Consider the following 20192-nt stretch of genomic DNA (forward strand, 5'->3'; position numbering starts at 1 on the left):
GCAAGAGGTGGACGGTCCTAGCTGCGAAATCGGCTGCGGGACGTCCGCTTTTTCCTGTTTGGATAAAGGGATTCGGGCAGCGGCTGTCGTAGAGAGAAGTGTGAATTGACTTTATGGAGGTAGACTTATGCTCAGGTTCCTGCTTAATCGCAGCATCAAGACAAAGATCGTATGGAGCACCGTAATCATATCTCTCATTCCGCTGCTTATTCTCTCTTATTTGTTCTATGATACCAATGCCCGTTCCCTGGAGCGGACCATGTATCGGAGCTCTGACCAGAATGCGGACTACGTGTCGGACTACCTGGACAAATACTTTCAGAATTTATCGGCTTCCGCACTGCAGGTTTACGGCTTCCAACGGATTATGAACCTAATGGAGCACGGCATTGATTACAATAGCGAAGAATTTTTATTTCTGAAGGACTCGTTGAGCAATTATTACCGGCTGGTCGAGAGCAGGAACGAGAATATCATTAAGGTGATGATTTACGGCAAAGACAATAAGCTAGCCGACAATTGGTCGCGGGCGGCCAGCTACGACAATATACGCCTTGGGGAGAATACGCCTTATTTCGATGAACTGCTGGATTTGCCGTACCAGCATTCCTTGATGTTCAATTACACGGATGCTGCGCTGCAGCAGCGGTTGTTCGTCTATGGAGTAACGATTTATGATCCGTTCTACCGAACGAAAACAGGAACGCTAATATTTTATATCCAAAGCAAAGAGATCGATAAAATCATTAAAACCTATAATTACGAGCCGAATGAAATTATTTTGCAGAATAGGCACGGCGAACCGTTCTATCAAACAACAGACCGTTACGCTTCAGCCATTGATCCGTATGAGCCGCTGACTTTGCCCGTTGGGAAAGAGAAGCATAATCTGCGTTTCTCCGAGAACAAGAGCTTGCTCATCAACACCTCCTTTATAAATAACGGAAATATAAGATTATCGATCGTATATCCGAATACGGAGCTTGAGCACAGCCGGAAACAGCTCATGAACATTACGGTCAGCGCACTCGTGCTTGTGCTGCTGTTCATTTTCTTGCTGTCGCTGCTGTCGCAGCAATACATAACGAAGCCGCTCTTTCTGCTAGGGAAAGCGATGAAGGCGGTCAGGAACGGCAATTTTCAAATTACCGTCAAACAGCCGACGCTTTGGCGCGACGACATATCGGAGCTGACTCGCAGCTTTAATTTCATGACGGACAAGATCCGAACGATGATTGAAACCGAATACGAAATGCAGCTGCGGAATAAGGAAGCGCATATTATGGCGCTGCAAATGCAGATTAATCCGCATTTCCTCTACAATACGCTGCAGACGATTGGCGGCAAAGCCGTGCTGATGGGCGACTACGAGATTCATGAAATGTGCCGCGCGTTAGGCGATCTGTTTCGCTACAGCTTCTACGAAGGAAATATGGAATCGACGCTACGGATGGAGCTCGTGCATGCGAATAATTATTTGTATATTCAGCAGCTCCGCTTCGAGAATGCGATCGAGCTGGAGATTGATGTGCAGGAGGAGCTAATGGATATGACAATTATTCGGTTCGTGCTGCAGCCGATTATTGAGAATGTCATTGTGCACGGCCTAGTGAAAGACGATCAGAAGGAGCTTCTGATCCGGATTGGCGCAGCCTGCAAGACGGGGAATTTTATCCTAACCGTGCAGGACAACGGACCTGGCATGGAACCAAGCAAATTAGAGTCTTTAAGGTCGGACCTCAAATATAAATCGAAGGAACTGTTCGACGGCGTGTCCATCGGGCTGAAAAATGTGCATGAGAGGCTGAAGCTCGTGTATGGTCCTGCCTACGGGCTAGAAATCAACAGCCGATTAGGAGCGGGTACCGAAATCGTTATCATTATACCGGATAGAAAGAAGGAGCTTATAGATGTATAAGGTGATGGTAGTTGACGATGAGCCGTGGGGAAGGAAAGCGATCGGAAAAATGATAAGCGAGCTTGCGCCGCGGCTTGAAGTCATCGCGGAAGCGAGGCATGGGGAGGAGGCGCTGGCGCTTATTAGGATCAGCAAGCCGCATATCGTTGTGACGGATATGAATATGCCGGTGATGAACGGGCAGGAGTTTCTGGCCAGGCTGCACCGAGAATATAACGAGATCAAAGTGATTGTGATTAGCGGGTATTCGGAGTTCGAGTATTTAAAAGCGGCGCTCACTTACCGTGCCTGCGAATATGTGCTAAAGCCCGTTTCGGCAGCGGATTTGCGTGAAGCGATGGCGAAAGCGATCGAGGCCATTCAAAACGAGTCCAGCCTGCTGGAGCAGAAAAAACATGCCGAGGATGTTCAGAGCCTGAAGCGGGAAGCATTCCTTCAGCATATAGCGAGCGGCCGCATTCATAATGTAGCCGACATTTATGAGCAGGCGGAGAGGCTGGGCGTTCCATACGCGCAGGACCGTTTCTGTGTCGCGCTCGTTTCGCTGCGGCAATATAGGCCGATTGCAGACATTAAATTCCATGGCAACGCGGACCTATTGATGTTCAGCGTGGAGAACGTTTGGCATGAGCTTCTAAGCGCGGATTCGCCTCTCGTGTTCAAGACGGATAACCGGGAACGGATCGTGCTTGCTTTCCCTGAGTCAGCCTATGACCGTGCTCAAATTATGAGCTTGCTTGATCGGTTTCAGGCAGCGATGAAGAGGATGTACGCGGCCGACGTGCTTGTTGGGCTATGCAAGATAGGCGCCAAGCTGGAGCAGCTCCCTGCGGCTTTCGAATCGGCGCATGGCGCATTGCTCGCAAATGGCTTCCATGCCGCAGGACTGTGCATCTGCGAGCAGGAAGCTAGCCGGATCGACGCTGCCGGAGGTTTGTTTAATACCTTCGAGGCGAAGGCGTTCAATCAGGCACTGGCTTCACGCAGCGGCAAGGATATGAAACGCATAGTGGAGAGCTTAGCGAACAAAATTAAGCAGTTGCCGGATATAACGATACGCGAGGTTCATAGGGAGCTTACGCTTCTGGCTGAGCTGCTAAGCGTCTCTTCAAGCGCAGCCTTGACACGTCCTGCATTCTTAGAGCCGAAAGCAATAGCCCATATTCTCGATGGCAATGAGCTGGGCAGCTGGCTTGCCAGCACGGCCTTATTCATCGACAGCTTAGCGCTCAGCCAAGAGAAATCGGAAACGGATCAGTCTATTCGCGATATTGCCGTGTTTCTCGATGAGCATTATTTTGAGGATTTGAGCTTGGTCGATGTGGCTACGAGGTTTCATATCGATCCGAGCTATTTAAGCAAGCTCTTCAAATCGGTTACAGGCGAAAACTTCATCGAGTATATTAGCCGTAAAAGAATAGAGAAGGCATGCGAGCTGCTAAGCGGCTCTGATCGTAAAATCGTTGAAATCGCGGAGCTGACCGGGTATGAGAACCAGCGTTATTTCAGCCAGGTTTTCAAAAAAATGAAAGGCCAGACGCCTTCCGAGTATAGGGAAGCGAGCTTGGATCAAGAAAGCCCAGTCTAAAAAATTGAACATAAGGTGCACAATTTTTTAAATTACCGTTTGGGCTGTCGGGTTCTATGATAGACGTAGAGCGAAGCATATTCGTTCGCCACTCCATATTTCGCAAAGGGGAATTAGAATGAACAAAAGAGTATACGTAAGCATTTGCCTTGCCATGCTGATGCTGCTTCTGGCTGCCTGCGGCGGCAATAACGGCGCGCCTGCAGCCACGGAAGAGGCAGGCAATAACGGGGCGGAGGAGACAGAAGCAACGCAGGCTCCCGTGGAAGAGAAGCCCGTGACCATTTCCTTCATGCACTTTAAGAGCGACGTGACGGACGGGGTAGCCAAGATCGTCGAGCAGTTCGAGAACGAGAATCCGAACATCAAGGTTGAGGTTCAGCCGGTCAAATACGACGATTATTATACGCTGATCAAAACGAAGCTGGCAGGCGGAGACATTATCGACGTGTTCACGCTCAACTCCGGCGGCCAAGCGAAGCTGTTCTCGGACGGCGGGTATATCATGGACCTGACTGGACAGCCGTTTCTATCGAGCTTCGATGAAAGCGTGCTGAAAGGGCAAGCGACGGACGGCAAAAATTTCGTTATGCCGATAAACGGCGGACCGATTGCCGTATTTTACAACAAGAAGATATTTAAAGATTTAGGGCTCGAAATTCCAAAAACATACGATGCCCTGCTGGATGCGGCCAACCAAATCAAGGCTGCTGGGAAAACGCCGTTCGCGCTTGGCTGGAAGGACGGCTGGACGCTTGGCATGTGGGCGACTCGCGATCTTCCGAGCTTAACGGCGCTTGAAGAGGGGCAAACGGACTTCTTCCAAAAGCTAGAGGTCGGCCAAGCGAAATTCGCGGATAACCCGGCAGTCCAAGTAACCATAGAGCGCGCTAAGAAGCTGTTCGAGCTTGGCAATAAGGATCAGCTGGGCGTAGATTATAACGGCGCGGTGGATCTTTTCTCCAAAGGCGAAGTCGGCATGATGTACATGGGTACGTGGCCGCTCCTTGATATCGAGAAGAAAAATCCGGATTTTTATAATAACGACCTTGGCTATTTCCCGTATCCGTTCAGCAACGATCCGGCATTAAACAAGCTTGAATTTAATCCGGATGCATCACTGGCCGTAGCAAGCAATACGCCGCACAAAGAAGCCGCTTTGAAATTCATGGCGTTCATGGCAAGCAAGCAGGGCGGAGACGCTTGGGTAAATAATATCAAGTCGCTCAGCTACGTAAAGGGCTCTACGACAAGCATCGCGCCGGCGATGGATGAATTGCAGCCATACTTCGATCAAGGCTTGACGTATGACTCGCAAATTTATTTCGCGAACACGACGCTTGACTGGTCAACGCAATTCAGCCAGCAGCTGCAAAAATACTTCTTCGGCAAAACAACGCCGGACAAAATTATTGCGGAGATGGATGATTGGATCGCCAAAAATCATAAATAACTTCACGGATGCAAAAACATGGCTTAGCGGGCGCCTATTTCCCGCTAGGCCGTATTTTTGGAGAGGAGCAGCGATGAGCGTTTTCAAACGGACGGTAAAAAATGAATTTTGGTACGTGCTGTTTCTGATGCCTGGCTTTTGTTTATTTGCTTTGGCGCTGCTTGTTCCGCTCGGCATGGGAATCAGATACTCTTTCACCGATTGGGACGGCGTTTCCCAGTCGCTTCGCTATATCGGATGGGGCAATTACAAAAATGCGCTGACGGATGATGATTTGTGGATGGCTTTAATCAATACGTTTAAATACGCAATTATTCTAACGGTGGTCGTGAACGTTTTATCCTTATTGTTTGCCTTGCTGCTGGATTCTTATCTGAAATTTAGAAATGTATTTCGTACCGTATTCTTTTTGCCAAGTGTCATTTCTATCGTGCTTTCGGGCTTTATATGGAGCTACAACTACAGCACAGGTCTCCCCAAATTGTTCAGCTTCTTCGGCTTTGACAATGTGACAAGCCCGCTCGGCAACCCCAGCTATGCGCTGTTTGGCGTCATCGTCATTGCGGTCTGGCAGGGTATCGGCGCGCCTATGATTATATATATCGCGGGACTGCAGGGCATTCCGCAGGAAATTGTCGAGAGCGCAAGAATAGACGGAGCGGGAACGTCCAAAACGCTGTGGCATATCGTGCTTCCGCTGCTTGCCCCGTCCTTCACCATCAATATGGTGCTTACGTTGACGGGTGCTCTAAAGGTGTTCGATCTGGTGTTTGTAACGACGCATGGCGGGCCGGCCTTCGCTACCGAGGTTATGTCCACTTATATTTACAGCAGCTCCTTTGCTTCCTATAAGGGGGGCTACGGCATGGCGCTATCGATGATCTTTTTCGTCGTTCTTGTCATCGTGACGCTCATTCAGCTCTCCGTGTTTAGAAGAAGAGAGGTGGAGGTATGAGGAAGGTCAGGCATGTTTCCGTATTTATACTCGTTTCGGTATTGGCAATTGTCTTTCTGTTTCCCTTCTACGTGGCGGTGCTGATGGCGTTCAAATCGCCCCAAGAAACGTATGACGCTTTCTATGCGCTGCCGGCAAAGCTCGATTTGGCCAACTTCGCGCACGCGTGGGATACATCCCATTATCCGACCGCTTTTATGAACAGCTTGATTATTACCGTTGTGGCTATCGGGTTAATCGTGACGATTTCGGCAATGGCCGGTTATTCGATCGCGAGGCGGAATAAAAAATTTTATCAGATGTTTTTCGTTCTCTTCCTCGCGGGGATGATGGTTCCTTTCCAAATTACGATGCTGCCGATCTATAAGCTTGGCAAAACGCTCCATATGATCGATACGCATTGGGGAATTATTCTCATTTACGGCGGAGCAGGCATCCAGATGGGCGTGCTGTTCTATACCGGCTTCATCAGGGCGATATCGAGGGAAATCGAGGAGGCGGCTACCATCGACGGCTGCTCGACACCGGGCATATTCTTCCGCATTATTCTGCCGCTGCTGAAGCCGGTAACGGCAACGGTGCTAGTTCTGAATGCGCTCTATATATGGAATGACTTTTTGCTGCCGCTCTTGTTTTTACAGGATGCGTCTTACCGGACCATTCCGCTGCAGCAGTATTTTTTCTTCGGGCAGTACAGCAGCGATCTAAACCTAGCGTTTGCATACGCCGTTATGGGCATGGTTCCGATCATCGTTTTTTTCTTGTTCATGCAAAAATACATCATCAAAGGCATTGCCGCTGGCGCCGTCAAAGGCTAGCATTCAACAGAGCATAAACAGAAGGAGTGTTTATTTTGCCCATTACTTATTTGGAAGCATCGAAGATCTTCGACATTCGCACAAACCGCTCATCCTATATTTTCGGCATCAATGAGAAAGGAAACCCCCAAAGCCTGTACTGGGGTGAGCCGGTAGAAGCATCGGAGACCGCCGATCTGCTGAAAGGCTGGGGGCATAGCTCCTTTGATGCCAGCATCGAACGGGACATGGAGGAGTACGGCGGCTGGGGCGGAAGCCATTACTCCGAGCCTTGCCTAAAGGTGAGGTTCGCAGACGGCGTTCGCGATTTGAAGCTTGTATATAAGAGCTATGCGATCGTTCATGACAATGAGCTGATCATTGCCTTGGCAGATATGCATTACGCGCTGAAGGTCGAACTTCGCTACAAGGTTTTTCCTGAATATGACGTAATCGAGCGAAGCGTCTGCATTCGCAATGAGGAGGCTTCGGCTGTCGTTGTCGAGCAGGCGCTTGCCGCAGCTTGGTCCATGCCAGCCATGCCGGATTATCGGCTTACGCATGTTAGCGGCCGCTGGGCAGGGGAATTCCAGCTGCGCAGGGACCGGTTGACCGAGGGCAAGAAGGTGCTGGAATCCCGCCGAGGGTTTACCGGAGCCAGCGCCAATCCTTGGTTTGCCATCGATAGCGGGAAAGCGGATGAACGCTCCGGCAGCGTATGGTTCGGGGCGTTAGCTTGGAGCGGCAATTGGAAAATGGTCGTTGAGAAGTCTAACTTCGGACGCGCTCGGGTGAGCGGCGGGATTAACGACTTTGACGGCGCCTTCACGCTTGCTCCCGGCTCTGCTTACCAATCGCCGGTGTTCGTTGGCGGGTTCGCCTCAGACGGATTCGGCGACATGAGCAGAAAGCTGCACCGTTACCAAAGCGAATGTGTTCTTCCGGGCTCCCGTATTCGCAAGGTTTTGTATAATTCGTGGGAAGCAACGGAATTCGCCGTAACTGTTCAAGGACAGAAGGAGCTCGCGAAGCGGGCAGCGGCAATAGGCGTCGAGCGATTTGTTGTGGATGACGGCTGGTTCGGAGGACGGAACAGCGACAGAGCTGGGCTGGGCGATTGGCAGGTGAATCCAGAGAAATTCCCGAATGGCCTGCAGGAGCTTATCGATGAAGTGAAGGACCTTGGCATGGAGTTCGGTATTTGGGTCGAGCCCGAGTCCGTCAATCCTGACAGCGAGCTGTACCGCAAGCATTCGGATTGGGCGTATCAATTCCCGACACGCGAGGGCACGCTGCTGCGCAATCAACTGCTGCTTAACCTCGGCAAGCCGGAAGTAAAGTTATTCGTCCTCGGCTTCATGAAGGAGCTGCTCGGCACATACGATATTTCGTTCATCAAATGGGATATGAACCGAACCGTAACGGAGCCTGGCGCGCTGCCGCTGCATGAGCAGCTGGGCGAATCGGTGTGGAACAAGCATGTCGAGAGCTTGTACGAGATTTGGGCAGAGCTGAGAAGGAGCTTTCCCCACGTGGAGCTCGAGACCTGCGCGGGCGGCGGAGCACGAATCGATCTAGGCATTCTTCGTTATGCGGATCAGGCATGGGTTAGCGATAATACGGATGCCCGCGATCGCTTGTCGATACAAGAAGGATTCAGCTTTGCTTACAGCCCTTCGGTTATGATGTGCTGGGTCACGGAATCCCCGCATGGCTTGAACGGAAGAAGGCTGCCGCTGTCCTTCCGTTTCCATAGCGCGATGATGGGCGGCTTAGGAATTGGCGCCAACATTAGCTGCTGGACGGAAGAGGAGGCGGCGGAAGCCAGCCAGTATATCGCACTTTATAAGCAAATCAGATCCACCGTAACAGAAGGCAGCTTGTACCGTTTGGCTTCATTTGCGGACGGAAATATAGCTGCCTGCCAGTATGTGAGCAGGGATAAGCAGGAGGCAGTTGTCTTCGCGTTCCAGCAAGCGCAGTATTTCGGCTATCAGGAAATGAGGCTGAAGCTGCAGGGCTTGGAGCCTGGCAGAACATATGAAGTGTTGTCCGAGAACGGACACGGCATCGTACGACATGGTTCCAATCTGATGAATATCGGCATTCCACTTGGGTTATCCGGGGATTATGCAAGCAGCCTAGTTCGCGTGAAGCTGCTCGCGGAGTAAGGAGCAAACGTTTATGAAAACGGATGGGACACAGATTTTTGATGCTTCGTACAAAGGAATTGCTTCTGTTGTGATGGAGAATGCATTAGTGCGGCTGGAGCTTATTCCCGAATTAGGCGCAAAGCTTGTTTCGCTGGTTTATAAGCCATCGGGCAAAGAATGGCTGATTGATTCGGGAAGCAGGCCGCTTCTTCCACCTGTCTATGGATCGTCTTTCACGAACTGGGATATGAGCGGCTGGGATGAGTGCTTCCCCACGATAAACAGCTGCGTTACCGAGGGCGGGGCGATGCTTCCCGATCATGGCGAAGTATGGTCGCTGCCATGGTCTTATGAGCGAAGCGGCGGGAATTCCGTTGCGTGTAAGGTTAAAGGCGCGGCGTTGCCGTTTCTATTTAGCCGAGAGATTACATTCATGGAAGATGGTAGCATCAGGCTAACCTACGAGGTTCGCAACGAAGGGGAGAAGCCGCAAGCTTTTTTATGGGCTGCGCATCCCCAGTTCGCGATAGACGAGCCGACAGAGATTGTTCTTCCTTCCGAGATGCAGCAATTGCTATGCGTATATGGCGGCAATCAGCTCGTTGCGGGCCAAAGCTACGAGTTCGCTGGCCAAAGCCGATTGCGGCCGGAAGTAACCGGTGACGGCAGAAAATTTTATTATCCCGGCCAAGCTCCTGAAGGGTGTGCGGCTTTGCATGGGCTAGATAGCAGCAATTATTTGCGGCTGTGCTGGCCTCTCGAGCAAGTATCTTATTTCGGCGTATGGATCGATGAAGGAATGTTCAATGACCGAACCGTTTGTGCGCTGGAGCCGGGTATTGGCTACTTTGATGCATTAGATACCGCTGTTCAGAATGGGACTGCACAGACGCTTATGCCGGAGGAGGTCTATTCCTGGCATCTGGACATTGAGCTGGGACAGGGATAAGCAATGAGATATAATGGTTTGCAATAGAAGGTGACTTCCAGGCAATGCGCCTATTGGAGTCACCTTTTTTTGTCGCGTGCTGCAGCCAACTTGAGGGCGAGGCGTTCGATTAATGGCAGATGCCATCCAATATCCGCCTTATATCTCTTTAATAGCGAAACTGGTTATAAAACCTGCTAAAATCTTGCATTTGTATCGCTTGTAGATCCGGAGAAAACCTTTAAAGTTAAAGAGGTAGATAGATGAAGCCGTTATGTCCTACTGGAAAATGACAGCGCTTTATTCGGTTGCTGCAGTACGAATGGGGTTTGAATTCACGATTGAGGGAGTGACAACGAGTGAACAAAGCAAGCAGTTTACGAAGGGGCATCAGCATCGTCATGGCATTTTGTATGGTTTTTAGCCTATTCGCAGGTTTTTCTCTGCCCGCTGCACATGCGGCAGGTACGGTGGTTAACGTACCGAATGGCAGCTTTGAAAGCGATTTGGAATCATGGAATACGAGCTTTGCTCCGGCAGAAGGCACTGCGCCTATGACGATTCAGGGGAGCTGGATTCCTGCTGGCGGCGGCGCCAAAAGATTGGATTATTGGAGCGCGGGAGCCTATACGGCGAACACCAATCAGACGATTACCGGCCTAGTAAACGGCACCTATACGCTGTCAGCTTGGGTCGAGCGGGGAGCTGGCTTCAATGAAAGCTACATGTATGCCAAGGATACGGGCGGGGCAGAGGAAAAGACCGACATACCCGAGAGCGGTGTATGGGCACAAATCAGCCTGCCTGTTACCGTAGCAGGCAATCAGCTGACCATCGGCTTCTATGCAGATGGAATGGCTTCTGCGAGCAACTACATGGGGGTGGATATGGTTACGCTTGTGCTGGATGAAGCAGCTCCGGCCAAAGCTTTTGAGAATACAAGCTTTGAAAGCGGTTTAACCGGATGGGAAACGGAGTTCGGACCCGAGGGAAGCACGACGCCTATTGCGATTCAAGCGGATTGGTCGCCTGCAAACGGAGGGACCAACCGCTTGAATTACTGGAGCGCTGAGGCCTATACGGCGAATACGTTTCAGACGGTCACAGGACTTGCGAACGGTACCTATACGCTGTCGGCTTGGGTTGCAAGAAGCGACGGCTTCACAGAGAGCTATATGTACGCCAGCCATACAGGCAGAGCAGAGGTAAAGGAGACAATTCCGGTCAGCTCCACCTCCTGGACGCAAATCAGCGTGCCGGTTATCGTAGAGAACAACAGCGCGACTATCGGTTTTTATGCGGATGGTGGAGCAGACAGCTGGCTCGGAATTGACCTCATAACGCTTGTCAAAACGGAAGAGGTTGAATTGGAGGCGAGCGGCGTGGCTATCGAGAACCGTGGTTTTCAAACAGAGAGCCAATCACAAGTGATTAGTGCCTGGTCGGAGGAGGGGGACGTCGATGCTTCGTTTACGGATGCGCCAGGCTACTTAAGCAGCAGCAGCCTGAATCATTCGTCGAGCAGCGCTTATCAAGTGTCGACTTACCAGACGTTGACCGGCCTCGAGAACGGCTATTACACCTTGACGGCATGGGTGCAAAACAGCGGCGGACAGCAAGCAAGCTACGTGTTCGCACGCGATACGGGCACTTCGGAGGCAAGGGCGGCACTGCCAATCAACAGTGAGTGGACGAAGGTTTATTTGCGAGGCGTTCAGGTTACGGACGGCAAGGCAACGATCGGTTTATACACAAATGCGAATGCAGGCAATTGGACGAAGCTGGATTTCATCGAGCTTGTAAAGGATGACAAGCCCTACCGTTTTCTAAAAGGAGGGGACGTTTCCGAGCTCACCTATGTGGAATCGCAGGGCGGCAAGTTCTATGACAGAAGCGGCAATGAAAAGGATCTTTTCCACATTTTAAAAGAAAACGGGCATGACATCGTACGGCTGCGCGTCTATAACGAGCCGGGCAAAGGACATGGCGACGGCAGCTATTACCGCCCGGCAGGCATTATGGATAAAGCGGACATCCTAAGTCTTGCGAAGCGCGCAAAGGCTGCAGGATTGCAAATCCAGCTCTCGTTCCACTATAGCGATTATTGGACGAACGGCGCTACGCATAACATCCCGAATGAATGGCAGACCGCTATTAGCGGACTAGCAACGGAAGGCGAAAAAGTCGATAAGCTGGAGCAGCTCCTGCGCGCTTATACGCTTGACGTGATGACCGCGATGGTCGAGCAGGGCACCGCACCTGAATTCGTTTCGCTCGGCAACGAAATGCAGTCCGGCATTCTGTTCCCTTACGGCAGAGCTTCAAGCGCCAATTGGGGCAATCTTGCAAGGTTCCTGCAAGCCGGCTCGGAAGCGGTCAAGCAGGCTTCCCCGCAATCCAAAGTGATTCTGCATCTAGACGATGCGGGAAATATGAGCAAATATGAAAGCTTTTTTGACCAGATCGAAGCAAGGAATGTGGATTACGATATTATCGGTCCATCGTATTATCCGTTTTGGACGGATTTGACGATTGAACAGATCGTAGCGTTCTGCAATTATTTCAGCCAGAAGTATGACAAAGACATTATGATTATGGAAACGGGCTACAACTGGAATGCTACTCTGCCGAACGGCACGATCGGCCAATTGAACGATAATGGCCCGTATTCGTCTGACACAAGCACGCCGCAAGGGCAAAAAGAATTTATGATCAATTTGTTCAACGGTTTGAAAAGCGTAGAGAACGGCAGAGTGATCGGCGATCTATACTGGGATCCGATTATGATAGCGGTGCCTGGCGTTGGCTGGGCGATTAAGGAAATCGACGATCAGCCTGACCTGAACGTCGTATCGAATACGACGCTGTTCGATTTCGGCGGGAAGGCGCTGCCTGCTCATGATGCCTATACGCAAAATACGGAAGGCTCGGTCGTTGGGCATATTTCGGGTGTTGTCCGCGGCTCGAATGGGAAAGCGATCGCCCACGCTTCAATTGAAGCAGCTGCTGGAAGCACGGTCTACCGTACGACTTCCGATGCAGCCGGCAACTACTTCATCCCTGATTTGCCAATCGGTGCAGCCTACGAGATTACCGCAACCAAAAGCGGATATCAGCAAGGGCAGCTTACCGTGAATGTAACGCAAGCAGGTGAATTTACGGGTAATCAGGATGTGACATTAATCGGAGGCTCCATTACGGGAACCGTTAGGAACCAGCACGATGTCGCGGTTGCAGACGCAAAGGTGAGCACGGTCATTGAAGGAGCTGCTTACAGCGCCGTTTCGAATGCTGCGGGGCAATATTCGCTGACTGATCTGCCAGCTGCTTCAGGGATAACGGTCAAAGCTGAGTTAGATGGGTATGCAGCTGGAGAAGTTGGCAGCGTAGACGTTGCCATTGGAGCGGTTACCTCAACGATTGATTTGGCAATCGCTTTGAATTCGGGCTCCATAACAGGAACGGTGCTCGGAAGCGACCACATGCCGATTAACGAGGCGCAGGTTCAGGTCATCACAGGCGGGAAAACCTATTCTGCGGTATCAAATGAAGCCGGACAATACCATTTAAGCTATGTTCCAGCCGGCACGAATTACAAGGTAACGGCGAGCAAGTCCGGCTACTTGGATGGTGAATCGTCGAACGTGACGGTAAACGTCGGCGAACAAACCAACGGTATTCATATTACAATGACGAATAATATCGGCAGCATTGCTGGTATTGTAACAGACAGCTCTTATGCTCCAGTTGCCGGTGCAACCGTAACGGCTGCAAATGGCGAAAAAACTTATACGGCACAAACGGATGCCACTGGAAGGTATACGCTGACAGGTGTGCTGGGCGAAAGCGGATATACGGTAAAGGCTAGCAAGGCCGGGTATTTGAGCGGAACGATCGCTGGGGTTGCCGTGACCGCGATGAAGGAAACGACGGCCGTGAATGTGCAGCTTGCGACGCTAATTCCGCTAACGAATGCCGGGTTCGAGACACAGGGCGCGAATAAATTTGTCATTCCAGGCTGGACTGTGACGGGAACGGAGAATGGCACCTTTACGCAGACGCATGCGAACGCGAAGGACGGCCGTTATGTGTTCTCGAATTGGCTGGCCGGTGCGTACACGTCAGACGCGAATCAGACATTAACCGGAATCGCTAACGGTTATTACAAGGTAACGGCCTGGTTCTACAACGGCGGCGATCAAAAGGAATATTACATGTATGCCAAGGATGCAAGCAGCGAGCTTGCGCGGTTCGATATTCCGAAGACAAATACAATGACGGAATACAGCATGAATGCCAGGGTAGAGAACGGAGAGCTCACGATCGGCTTCTATGCCGATGCTTATGCAGGAAACTGGGCATTAATCGATTCGGTAACCGTTGGCTACTTAGGCGCGGGAAGCGGAGCGGTCTCGGGAGTCGTAACCGATGAGGCTGGCGAAGCGTTAGCGGATGCGAGCGTTAAGCTGACTGTTAACGGCATCATGTATACGGCTTTGACGGATGAGGCTGGCGCGTTTACTATATCGGAAATACCTGTGGGAGCCGGATACGCTCTTGCTGCCAGCAAAGCAGGCTACCTGCAAGGAACAGCGGTCGGCGTCAGCGTTGCGGATAAGCAGACGACGTCAGGTGTGGCTATTCAGCTATCGGTCGAAGAGACGGAAGCAACCCCGACACCGACGCCGTCACCAACACCGGAGGTAATGCCATCACCAACACCGGAGGTAACGCCGTCACAGTCGCCGGAAGTAACGCCGTCACCAACACCGTCACCAACACCGGAGGTAACGCCATCGCCGGCACCGGTATCTACGGCGACACCAGCTGTTCCGGTAATTAAAGCGGATTTGAAGCAAGGAACAAGGAATGAAGCCGAGCATACGATTACGCTGCACGTACAGTCACCTGCCGGGTCGGCTATGCATATCGATATTCCGGCGCAGCAGATAGCAGAAGCAGCGAAAGAAGAGCTGCAAGCCATTATCGTTCATACGGGATTGGCAACGATCTCGTTTAATCCAAGCATGGTGAATTCAAATATAGGCTCGTCAACTGGCAGCGTAAGGCTTTCGGTTGCTGAAGCAGATGATGCTTCATTACCGAGCGGGGTCAGAGCGTCGATTGGCAATCATCCTGTGCTCGACTTTAATCTAACGGTCGACGGCAAGAAGATCATGACGTTTGAGCCTGGCACGGTTAACATTGAGCTGCCTTACAAGCTTCAGCAGGGCGAGCAGCCTTCTAACGTCATCGTGTATTTCATCAGTGAAGCGGGCAAGCTTGAGCTTATTAACAATGCGAGCTACCAACCAGGCAATGGAACGATTCTTTTTAGCCCCACACATTTCAGCAAATATGCAGCAACCTACAAAGAAACGCGGTTTACGGATCTTGCTGGAGCCGCTTGGGCAAAGGAAAGCATAGGATTTCTCGCAGCCAGGGGAATGATTAGCGGGTTTGATGCCCTTACCTTTAAACCGTCAGCTGCTGTAACGAGAGCGGAATTCGTACAGTTGCTGATGAATGTAATCGAAATGAAAGAAGTGACCGATCCTGCATCCTTCTCGGATTTAAAAGCGGATGCCTGGTACGCTTCCGCCATTGCAGCTGCGCAACATTCAGGCATCGTCAAAGGAAAAGCAGACGGAAGCTTCGGCGTGCAGGAAGCGATTACAAGGGAGGAAATGGCCGTGCTGCTGCATCGTGCGGCGCAAGCGATCCATGCTAAGCTAGTCGAAAAAGAAAGCACACCCTCCTTCTCGGATGAGCCGCAAATCTCGGCTTACGCCAAGGAAGCAGTGGAGTCGCTGAGGCGAGCGGAGCTCGTAAGCGGGATGGGGCATGGGGAATTCATGCCGCAAGGGAACGCGACAAGAGCGCAGGCGGCGGTTATGCTGGAGAGAATATATCACCTTATTTATTAAATAGCCTAACAAACAGGATGCCATCAATCGAAGGCATCCTGTTTGCTTTGGATCAAGCCGGTCATCAGCCCTTCAGCTTGCTGCGATAGTCGGAGGGGGAGGCGCCGATAATTTTTTTGAACAAGCGGGAGAAGTAATACGGATCGCTGAGGCCAAGCGACACGCTGATTTCCTTAATGCTGTTGTTGGTCAAATCAAGCAGCTGGCAAGCTCTTTGCATTTTGAGCCGCAAATAATAATCGATGGGGGCGTAGCCGGTCGACTGCTTGAACAGATGATTAAGATGCTGCTTGGAAATGGATATATGCGAGATGAGCTCATCGATAGTCATGTTCTTCTCAAGCCGCTCCTGCATGTACAGGATGGCTTGCTCAATGTAAGCCTGTGTCTTGGCCTCCTGCTTTCTGCGCGGTATAAGCCCGATGAAGCTGAGCAAATAACGCATCGTATGCGACACATGAATGAGATGCGATGCCGAATAAGCCTTGGATGAAAGCAAATCGTAGCATTGATTGAAAAGCTCCCTGATTTTGTCGGAATCGGTTAAGGAAACATGAATCGGTCCGGCTTCAAGCCCGCTGCTTTGTATAAGTGAAGCAACCTGCTCCCCTTTGAGGTGAAACCAGTAAATGCTCCATGGATCGCTTTCATCTGCCCCATATTCGTGAGGGGTGTCCGGCGGGATAACGGCAACGGTCTGCTCCATCAATATAAGTGGGCTATGGCCGGCAAGCTTGATCCAGCCCTTTCCGCCTACGCAAAAGATCAAAATATAGGAATCGCTGCCCTGCGRCCGTTCGCGATAATGGCTTCTAGCACGTCGATAGTAGCCGATATCGGTTATATAGGTATCGCTGATTAGCGGATGAGAGATTATTTCGTTCAGTTGATAGGGAGGCAATACGATGATTTTTTCGTCGTGGAAGCCTTCTGCTTTTCGAAGAATAGGACTTCGACCTCCTTTGTTTGGCCTAAACGTATTTTACATTCCTGCTAGTTTAAAAACAAGTTATTGAAATCAACAAAAATCAGAGTATCATCCATCATGAACAGCGGATAATCAATGGTAAGGATGGTTCCGCTCCAGTAAGGTATAGCTATAGGATCGTTAACTGACCATGAGGAGTGAGTGCATTGAATAAGAACGAGCAACGGGCGCGCGTGTGGGAGGAAGTCGTACACATTCCAACCTATGGCGTAGGCAAACCCGATAAAAATCCGATGTTTTTGGAAAAACGCGTCTATCAAGGAAGCTCCGGCCGCGTCTATCCGCATCCGGTTATCGATAAGATTGAAGATGAGAAGTTATCAAAGCCTTATCAGATGGTCTTTCTCGAGAATGAGTATTTGCATATTGCCATTATGCCGGAGCTTGGCGGACGTATTTACCGGGCGATAGACAAAACGAATCAATATGATTTTGTTTATTACAATCAGGTGATTAAGCCGGCGCTCGTTGGGCTGGCTGGTCCTTGGATCTCCGGCGGTATCGAGTTCAACTGGCCGCAGCATCACCGTCCGAATACGTTCGGCCCCGTAGAATACCGGTTGGAGGAAAATGAGGATGGCAGCGCAACCGTATGGGTCAGTGAAATCGACCGTATGTACGGAACAAAGGTAACGGCAGGCTTTACGCTGCATCCCGGCAAGGCTTACTTGGAAATTCATGCACAGCTCTACAACCGTACGCCGGAGCCGCAAACCTTCCTTTGGTGGGCGAACCCCGCCGTTGCGGTAAACGACCATACACAGTCGGTATTTCCTCCGGACGTAACAGCCGTATTCGACCATGGCAAGCGCGACGTATCGAAGTTCCCGATTGCAACAGGCACCTATTATAAAATGGATTACTCGGATGGCGTAGATATTTCAAGGTATAAAAACATCCCGGTTCCTACCTCCTATATGGCTTACAAATCGGATTATAATTTCGTCGGCGGTTACGATCATTCCGTGCAGGCAGGTCTGCTGCATGTAGCGAACCACCATATCTCCCCAGGCAAGAAGCAATGGACTTGGGGCAACGGTGAATTCGGTCAAGCTTGGGATCGCAGCCTAACGGACGAGGATGGACCATACATTGAGCTGATGACCGGCGTATATACGGATAATCAACCGGATTTCACGTGGCTGCAGCCTTATGAGGAGAAGTCATTTAAACAATACTTCATGCCCTATAAAAACATTGGCGTCGTCAAAAACGCTACGATCGACGCGGCGGTTAACGTCGAGGTAGATCCGCAAGCGGGAACTGCGACGATTTACGCTTATGCGACCTCTCATTGCGCGGGAGCTACAATCGAGCTGAAGAGCAGCCGCAGAAATTATGTGCTGGAAACAGCAGACTTGTCGCCAAGCTTAACCTTCACTTCAATCGTTCCCCTGCACCCGGACGACCAAGAGCATGATTTGCAGCTTACGGTGAAGGATGCCTCAGGGCAGCTGCTTGTCAGCTACCAGCCGAAGAAGCCCGGCATCGAAGAAATGCCCGATGCCGCGAAGCCGCTGCCAGAGCCGCAGGAGCTCAAAACAAACGAAGAACTGTACCTTGCGGGCCTTCATCTAGAACAATACCGCCATGCGACATTTGAACCGGAGGCATATTACTTGGAAGGGCTGAAGCGTGATGAATCCGATGCGTGCATCAATGTTGCTTATGGCACGCTATTGCTTCGCAGAGGAATGTTTAAGCAGAGCGAAGCCTATTTCCGCAAGGCGATTGGACGCCTGACTTGGCGTAATCCGAATCCTTATGACAGCGAAGCTTATTACCAGCTTGGCGTATCGCTGAAGCATCAAGGGCGATTGGAGGAAGCTTTTGCCGCATTATACAAATCGGTGTGGTCAGCAGCATGGCAGGACAGCGGCTATTTCACATTGGCGCAAATTGCTTCGGAGAAAGGCTCTTATGACGAAGCGCTTGAGCTTACGGAGCGTTCCTTGATCCGCAATTCCCGCAACTACAAAGCAAGGGATTTAAAAACAGCGATGCTTCGCAGGCTTGGCAGACTGGAAGAAGCCATTGCCTATGCTTCGGAGACGCTTAAGCTAGACATTGCCGACTTCGGTGCCTACAACGAGCTGTATTTGGCTTACAAGGAAGCGGGGAACGAGGCAGAAGCGAGTCACGTTCTGAAGGACTTGCAGTCGCTGCTGCGTGGAGACGTCCATAATCATATGGCGCTTGCATCTGATTATGCGGGAGCCGGCCTATATGCCGAAGCTATCGAAGTCCTGCACTATATCGCACCGAATGCTCAATCAGATGTTTATCCTTTGGTTCATTATACGCTCGCTTATTGCTATGCGAAGCAAAGCAACAAGGAAGCGGCAGCCCTTTATTTGACGGCTGGCAATCAAGCGAACCCGGACTATTGCTTCCCGAACAGCCTATTCGATCTTTTAGTGCTGCTGTATGTTGTCGAAGCGCGTCCGGAGGATGCCAAAGCTCTTTATTTCCTGGGCAATTTTTACTACGACAAGAAACGCCATTTGGAAGCCGTAGCGCTCTGGGAAAGCTCAATCGTAAGCGATGCATCCTTCTCGGTTGCGCACCGCAATGTAGCGCTTGCTTACTTCAACAAGCTGAATGATGCTGCTAAAGCAAGAAAATCACTGGAAGCGGCGTTTATGTGCGACCAGTCCGACGCTCGCGTGTTCTATGAATTAGATCAGCTGTACAAGAAAATAGACCTAGGGGCAGAACAAAGATTAGCGCTGCTGCAGCAGCATTTGCCGCTCGTTCAGGCTAGGGATGATTTGTATTTGGAATATGTAACGCTGCATAATCTTCTTGAGAAGCACGAAGAAGCAATCGAACTGCTTGCTTTACGCAGATTCCACCCTTGGGAGGGCGGCGAAGGCAAGACGCTTGGGCAATACGTGCTTGCACTCGTTGAGCTGGCAAAGAAAAAGCTTGCAGCGAACGATTATAGCGAAGCCCTACAGCTGCTTAAGCAGGCACTCGATAACCCAGACAATCTTGGCGAAGCAAAGCTGGCTGGCGCGCAGGAAAACAATGTGTATTACTACCTAGGCTGCGCGTACGAGGGTCTCGAGCAACAGGCAGAAGCAGAAGCGGCGTTCAAGACGGCGTCGGACGGACTTGAAGAGCCGGCAAGCGCCATGTACTATAATGACCAGCCGCCGGAAATGATTTTCTACCAAGGCTTGGCATGGTTGAAGATGGCGAATGAAAAAGAGGCAAAGCGCCGCTTCAATAAGCTGATCGATTTTGCCGAAAAGCATTTGTTCGATGATGTCAAAATCGATTATTTTGCGGTATCGCTGCCTGATTTCCTCGTATTTGACGAAAATTTGAACCAACGGAATGTGATCCATTGCCGTTTCATGATGGGACTTGGCCATCTGGGGCTAGGTCGAATTCAGGAAGCGGCCGAGCAATTCGAGCTTGCTATAGCTATGGATCGCAGCCATCAGGGAGCAGCCATTCATAAACGCATGGGCGTGTAA

General features: G+C 50.8%; 11 protein-coding genes. 10 read left to right on the forward strand and 1 reads right to left on the reverse strand.

What is annotated here, in order from left to right; genetic code table 11:
- Positions 1-127: 127 nt before the first annotated feature.
- The 9 genes from AB4Z29_RS19250 to AB4Z29_RS19290 all read left to right on the forward strand — a co-directional run bounded on the left by AB4Z29_RS19250 (position 128) and on the right by AB4Z29_RS19290 (position 15719).
- A complete protein-coding gene (locus AB4Z29_RS19250; protein WP_441944625.1) occupies positions 128-1918 on the forward strand; it encodes a sensor histidine kinase in 1791 nt (596 codons plus the stop codon).
- Entirely contained in the window at positions 1911-3506 is a 1596-nt protein-coding gene (locus tag AB4Z29_RS19255; protein ID WP_441944626.1) for a response regulator transcription factor, read from the forward strand. Before AB4Z29_RS19250 ends, AB4Z29_RS19255 begins: the two co-directional genes overlap by 8 nt.
- 118 nt (positions 3507-3624) lie before the next feature.
- Entirely contained in the window at positions 3625-4959 is a 1335-nt protein-coding gene (locus AB4Z29_RS19260; protein ID WP_441944627.1) for an ABC transporter substrate-binding protein, read from the forward strand.
- Positions 4960-5032: 73 nt separating this feature from the next.
- Entirely contained in the window at positions 5033-5914 is an 882-nt protein-coding gene (locus tag AB4Z29_RS19265) for a carbohydrate ABC transporter permease (protein ID WP_441944628.1), read from the forward strand.
- Positions 5911-6732 carry a carbohydrate ABC transporter permease gene (locus tag AB4Z29_RS19270; protein ID WP_441944629.1) on the forward strand — a complete coding sequence of 274 codons (822 nt, stop codon included), beginning with the start codon at positions 5911-5913 and terminating at the stop codon, positions 6730-6732. Before AB4Z29_RS19265 ends, AB4Z29_RS19270 begins: the two co-directional genes overlap by 4 nt.
- Positions 6733-6758: 26 nt before the next feature.
- Positions 6759-8882: an alpha-galactosidase gene (locus tag AB4Z29_RS19275; protein ID WP_441944630.1), complete on the forward strand. Its 2124-nt coding sequence runs from the start codon at positions 6759-6761 to the stop codon at positions 8880-8882.
- Positions 8883-8895: 13 nt separating this feature from the next.
- Entirely contained in the window at positions 8896-9813 is a 918-nt protein-coding gene (locus tag AB4Z29_RS19280) for a hypothetical protein (RefSeq protein ID WP_441944631.1), read from the forward strand.
- A 253-nt stretch (positions 9814-10066) separates the two neighbouring features.
- Positions 10067-10216: a hypothetical protein gene (locus AB4Z29_RS19285; RefSeq protein WP_441944632.1), complete on the forward strand. Its 150-nt coding sequence runs from the start codon at positions 10067-10069 to the stop codon at positions 10214-10216.
- Positions 10194-15719, forward strand: coding sequence for a glycosyl hydrolase 53 family protein (locus tag AB4Z29_RS19290; RefSeq protein WP_441944633.1), 5526 nt, complete (start codon positions 10194-10196; stop codon positions 15717-15719). The genes AB4Z29_RS19285 and AB4Z29_RS19290 overlap by 23 nt, the downstream gene beginning before the upstream one ends.
- A gap of 64 nt (positions 15720-15783) precedes the next feature.
- On the opposite strand, the gene AB4Z29_RS19295 is transcribed toward AB4Z29_RS19290, so the two are convergent.
- Positions 15784-16620, reverse strand: a complete 837-nt coding sequence (locus AB4Z29_RS19295; RefSeq protein WP_441944634.1) for a helix-turn-helix domain-containing protein — start codon at positions 16618-16620, stop codon at positions 15784-15786.
- A gap of 233 nt (positions 16621-16853) precedes the next feature.
- Here AB4Z29_RS19295 and AB4Z29_RS19300 point away from each other — a divergent pair, with 233 nt between their 5' ends.
- Positions 16854-20192, forward strand: a complete 3339-nt coding sequence (locus AB4Z29_RS19300; RefSeq protein ID WP_441944635.1) for a DUF5107 domain-containing protein — start codon at positions 16854-16856, stop codon at positions 20190-20192.

Origin of the sequence: Paenibacillus sp. 2TAB23 (genome assembly GCF_052115165.1) — a bacterium.
In the GTDB taxonomy this organism is placed as follows: domain Bacteria; phylum Bacillota; class Bacilli; order Paenibacillales; family Paenibacillaceae; genus Pristimantibacillus.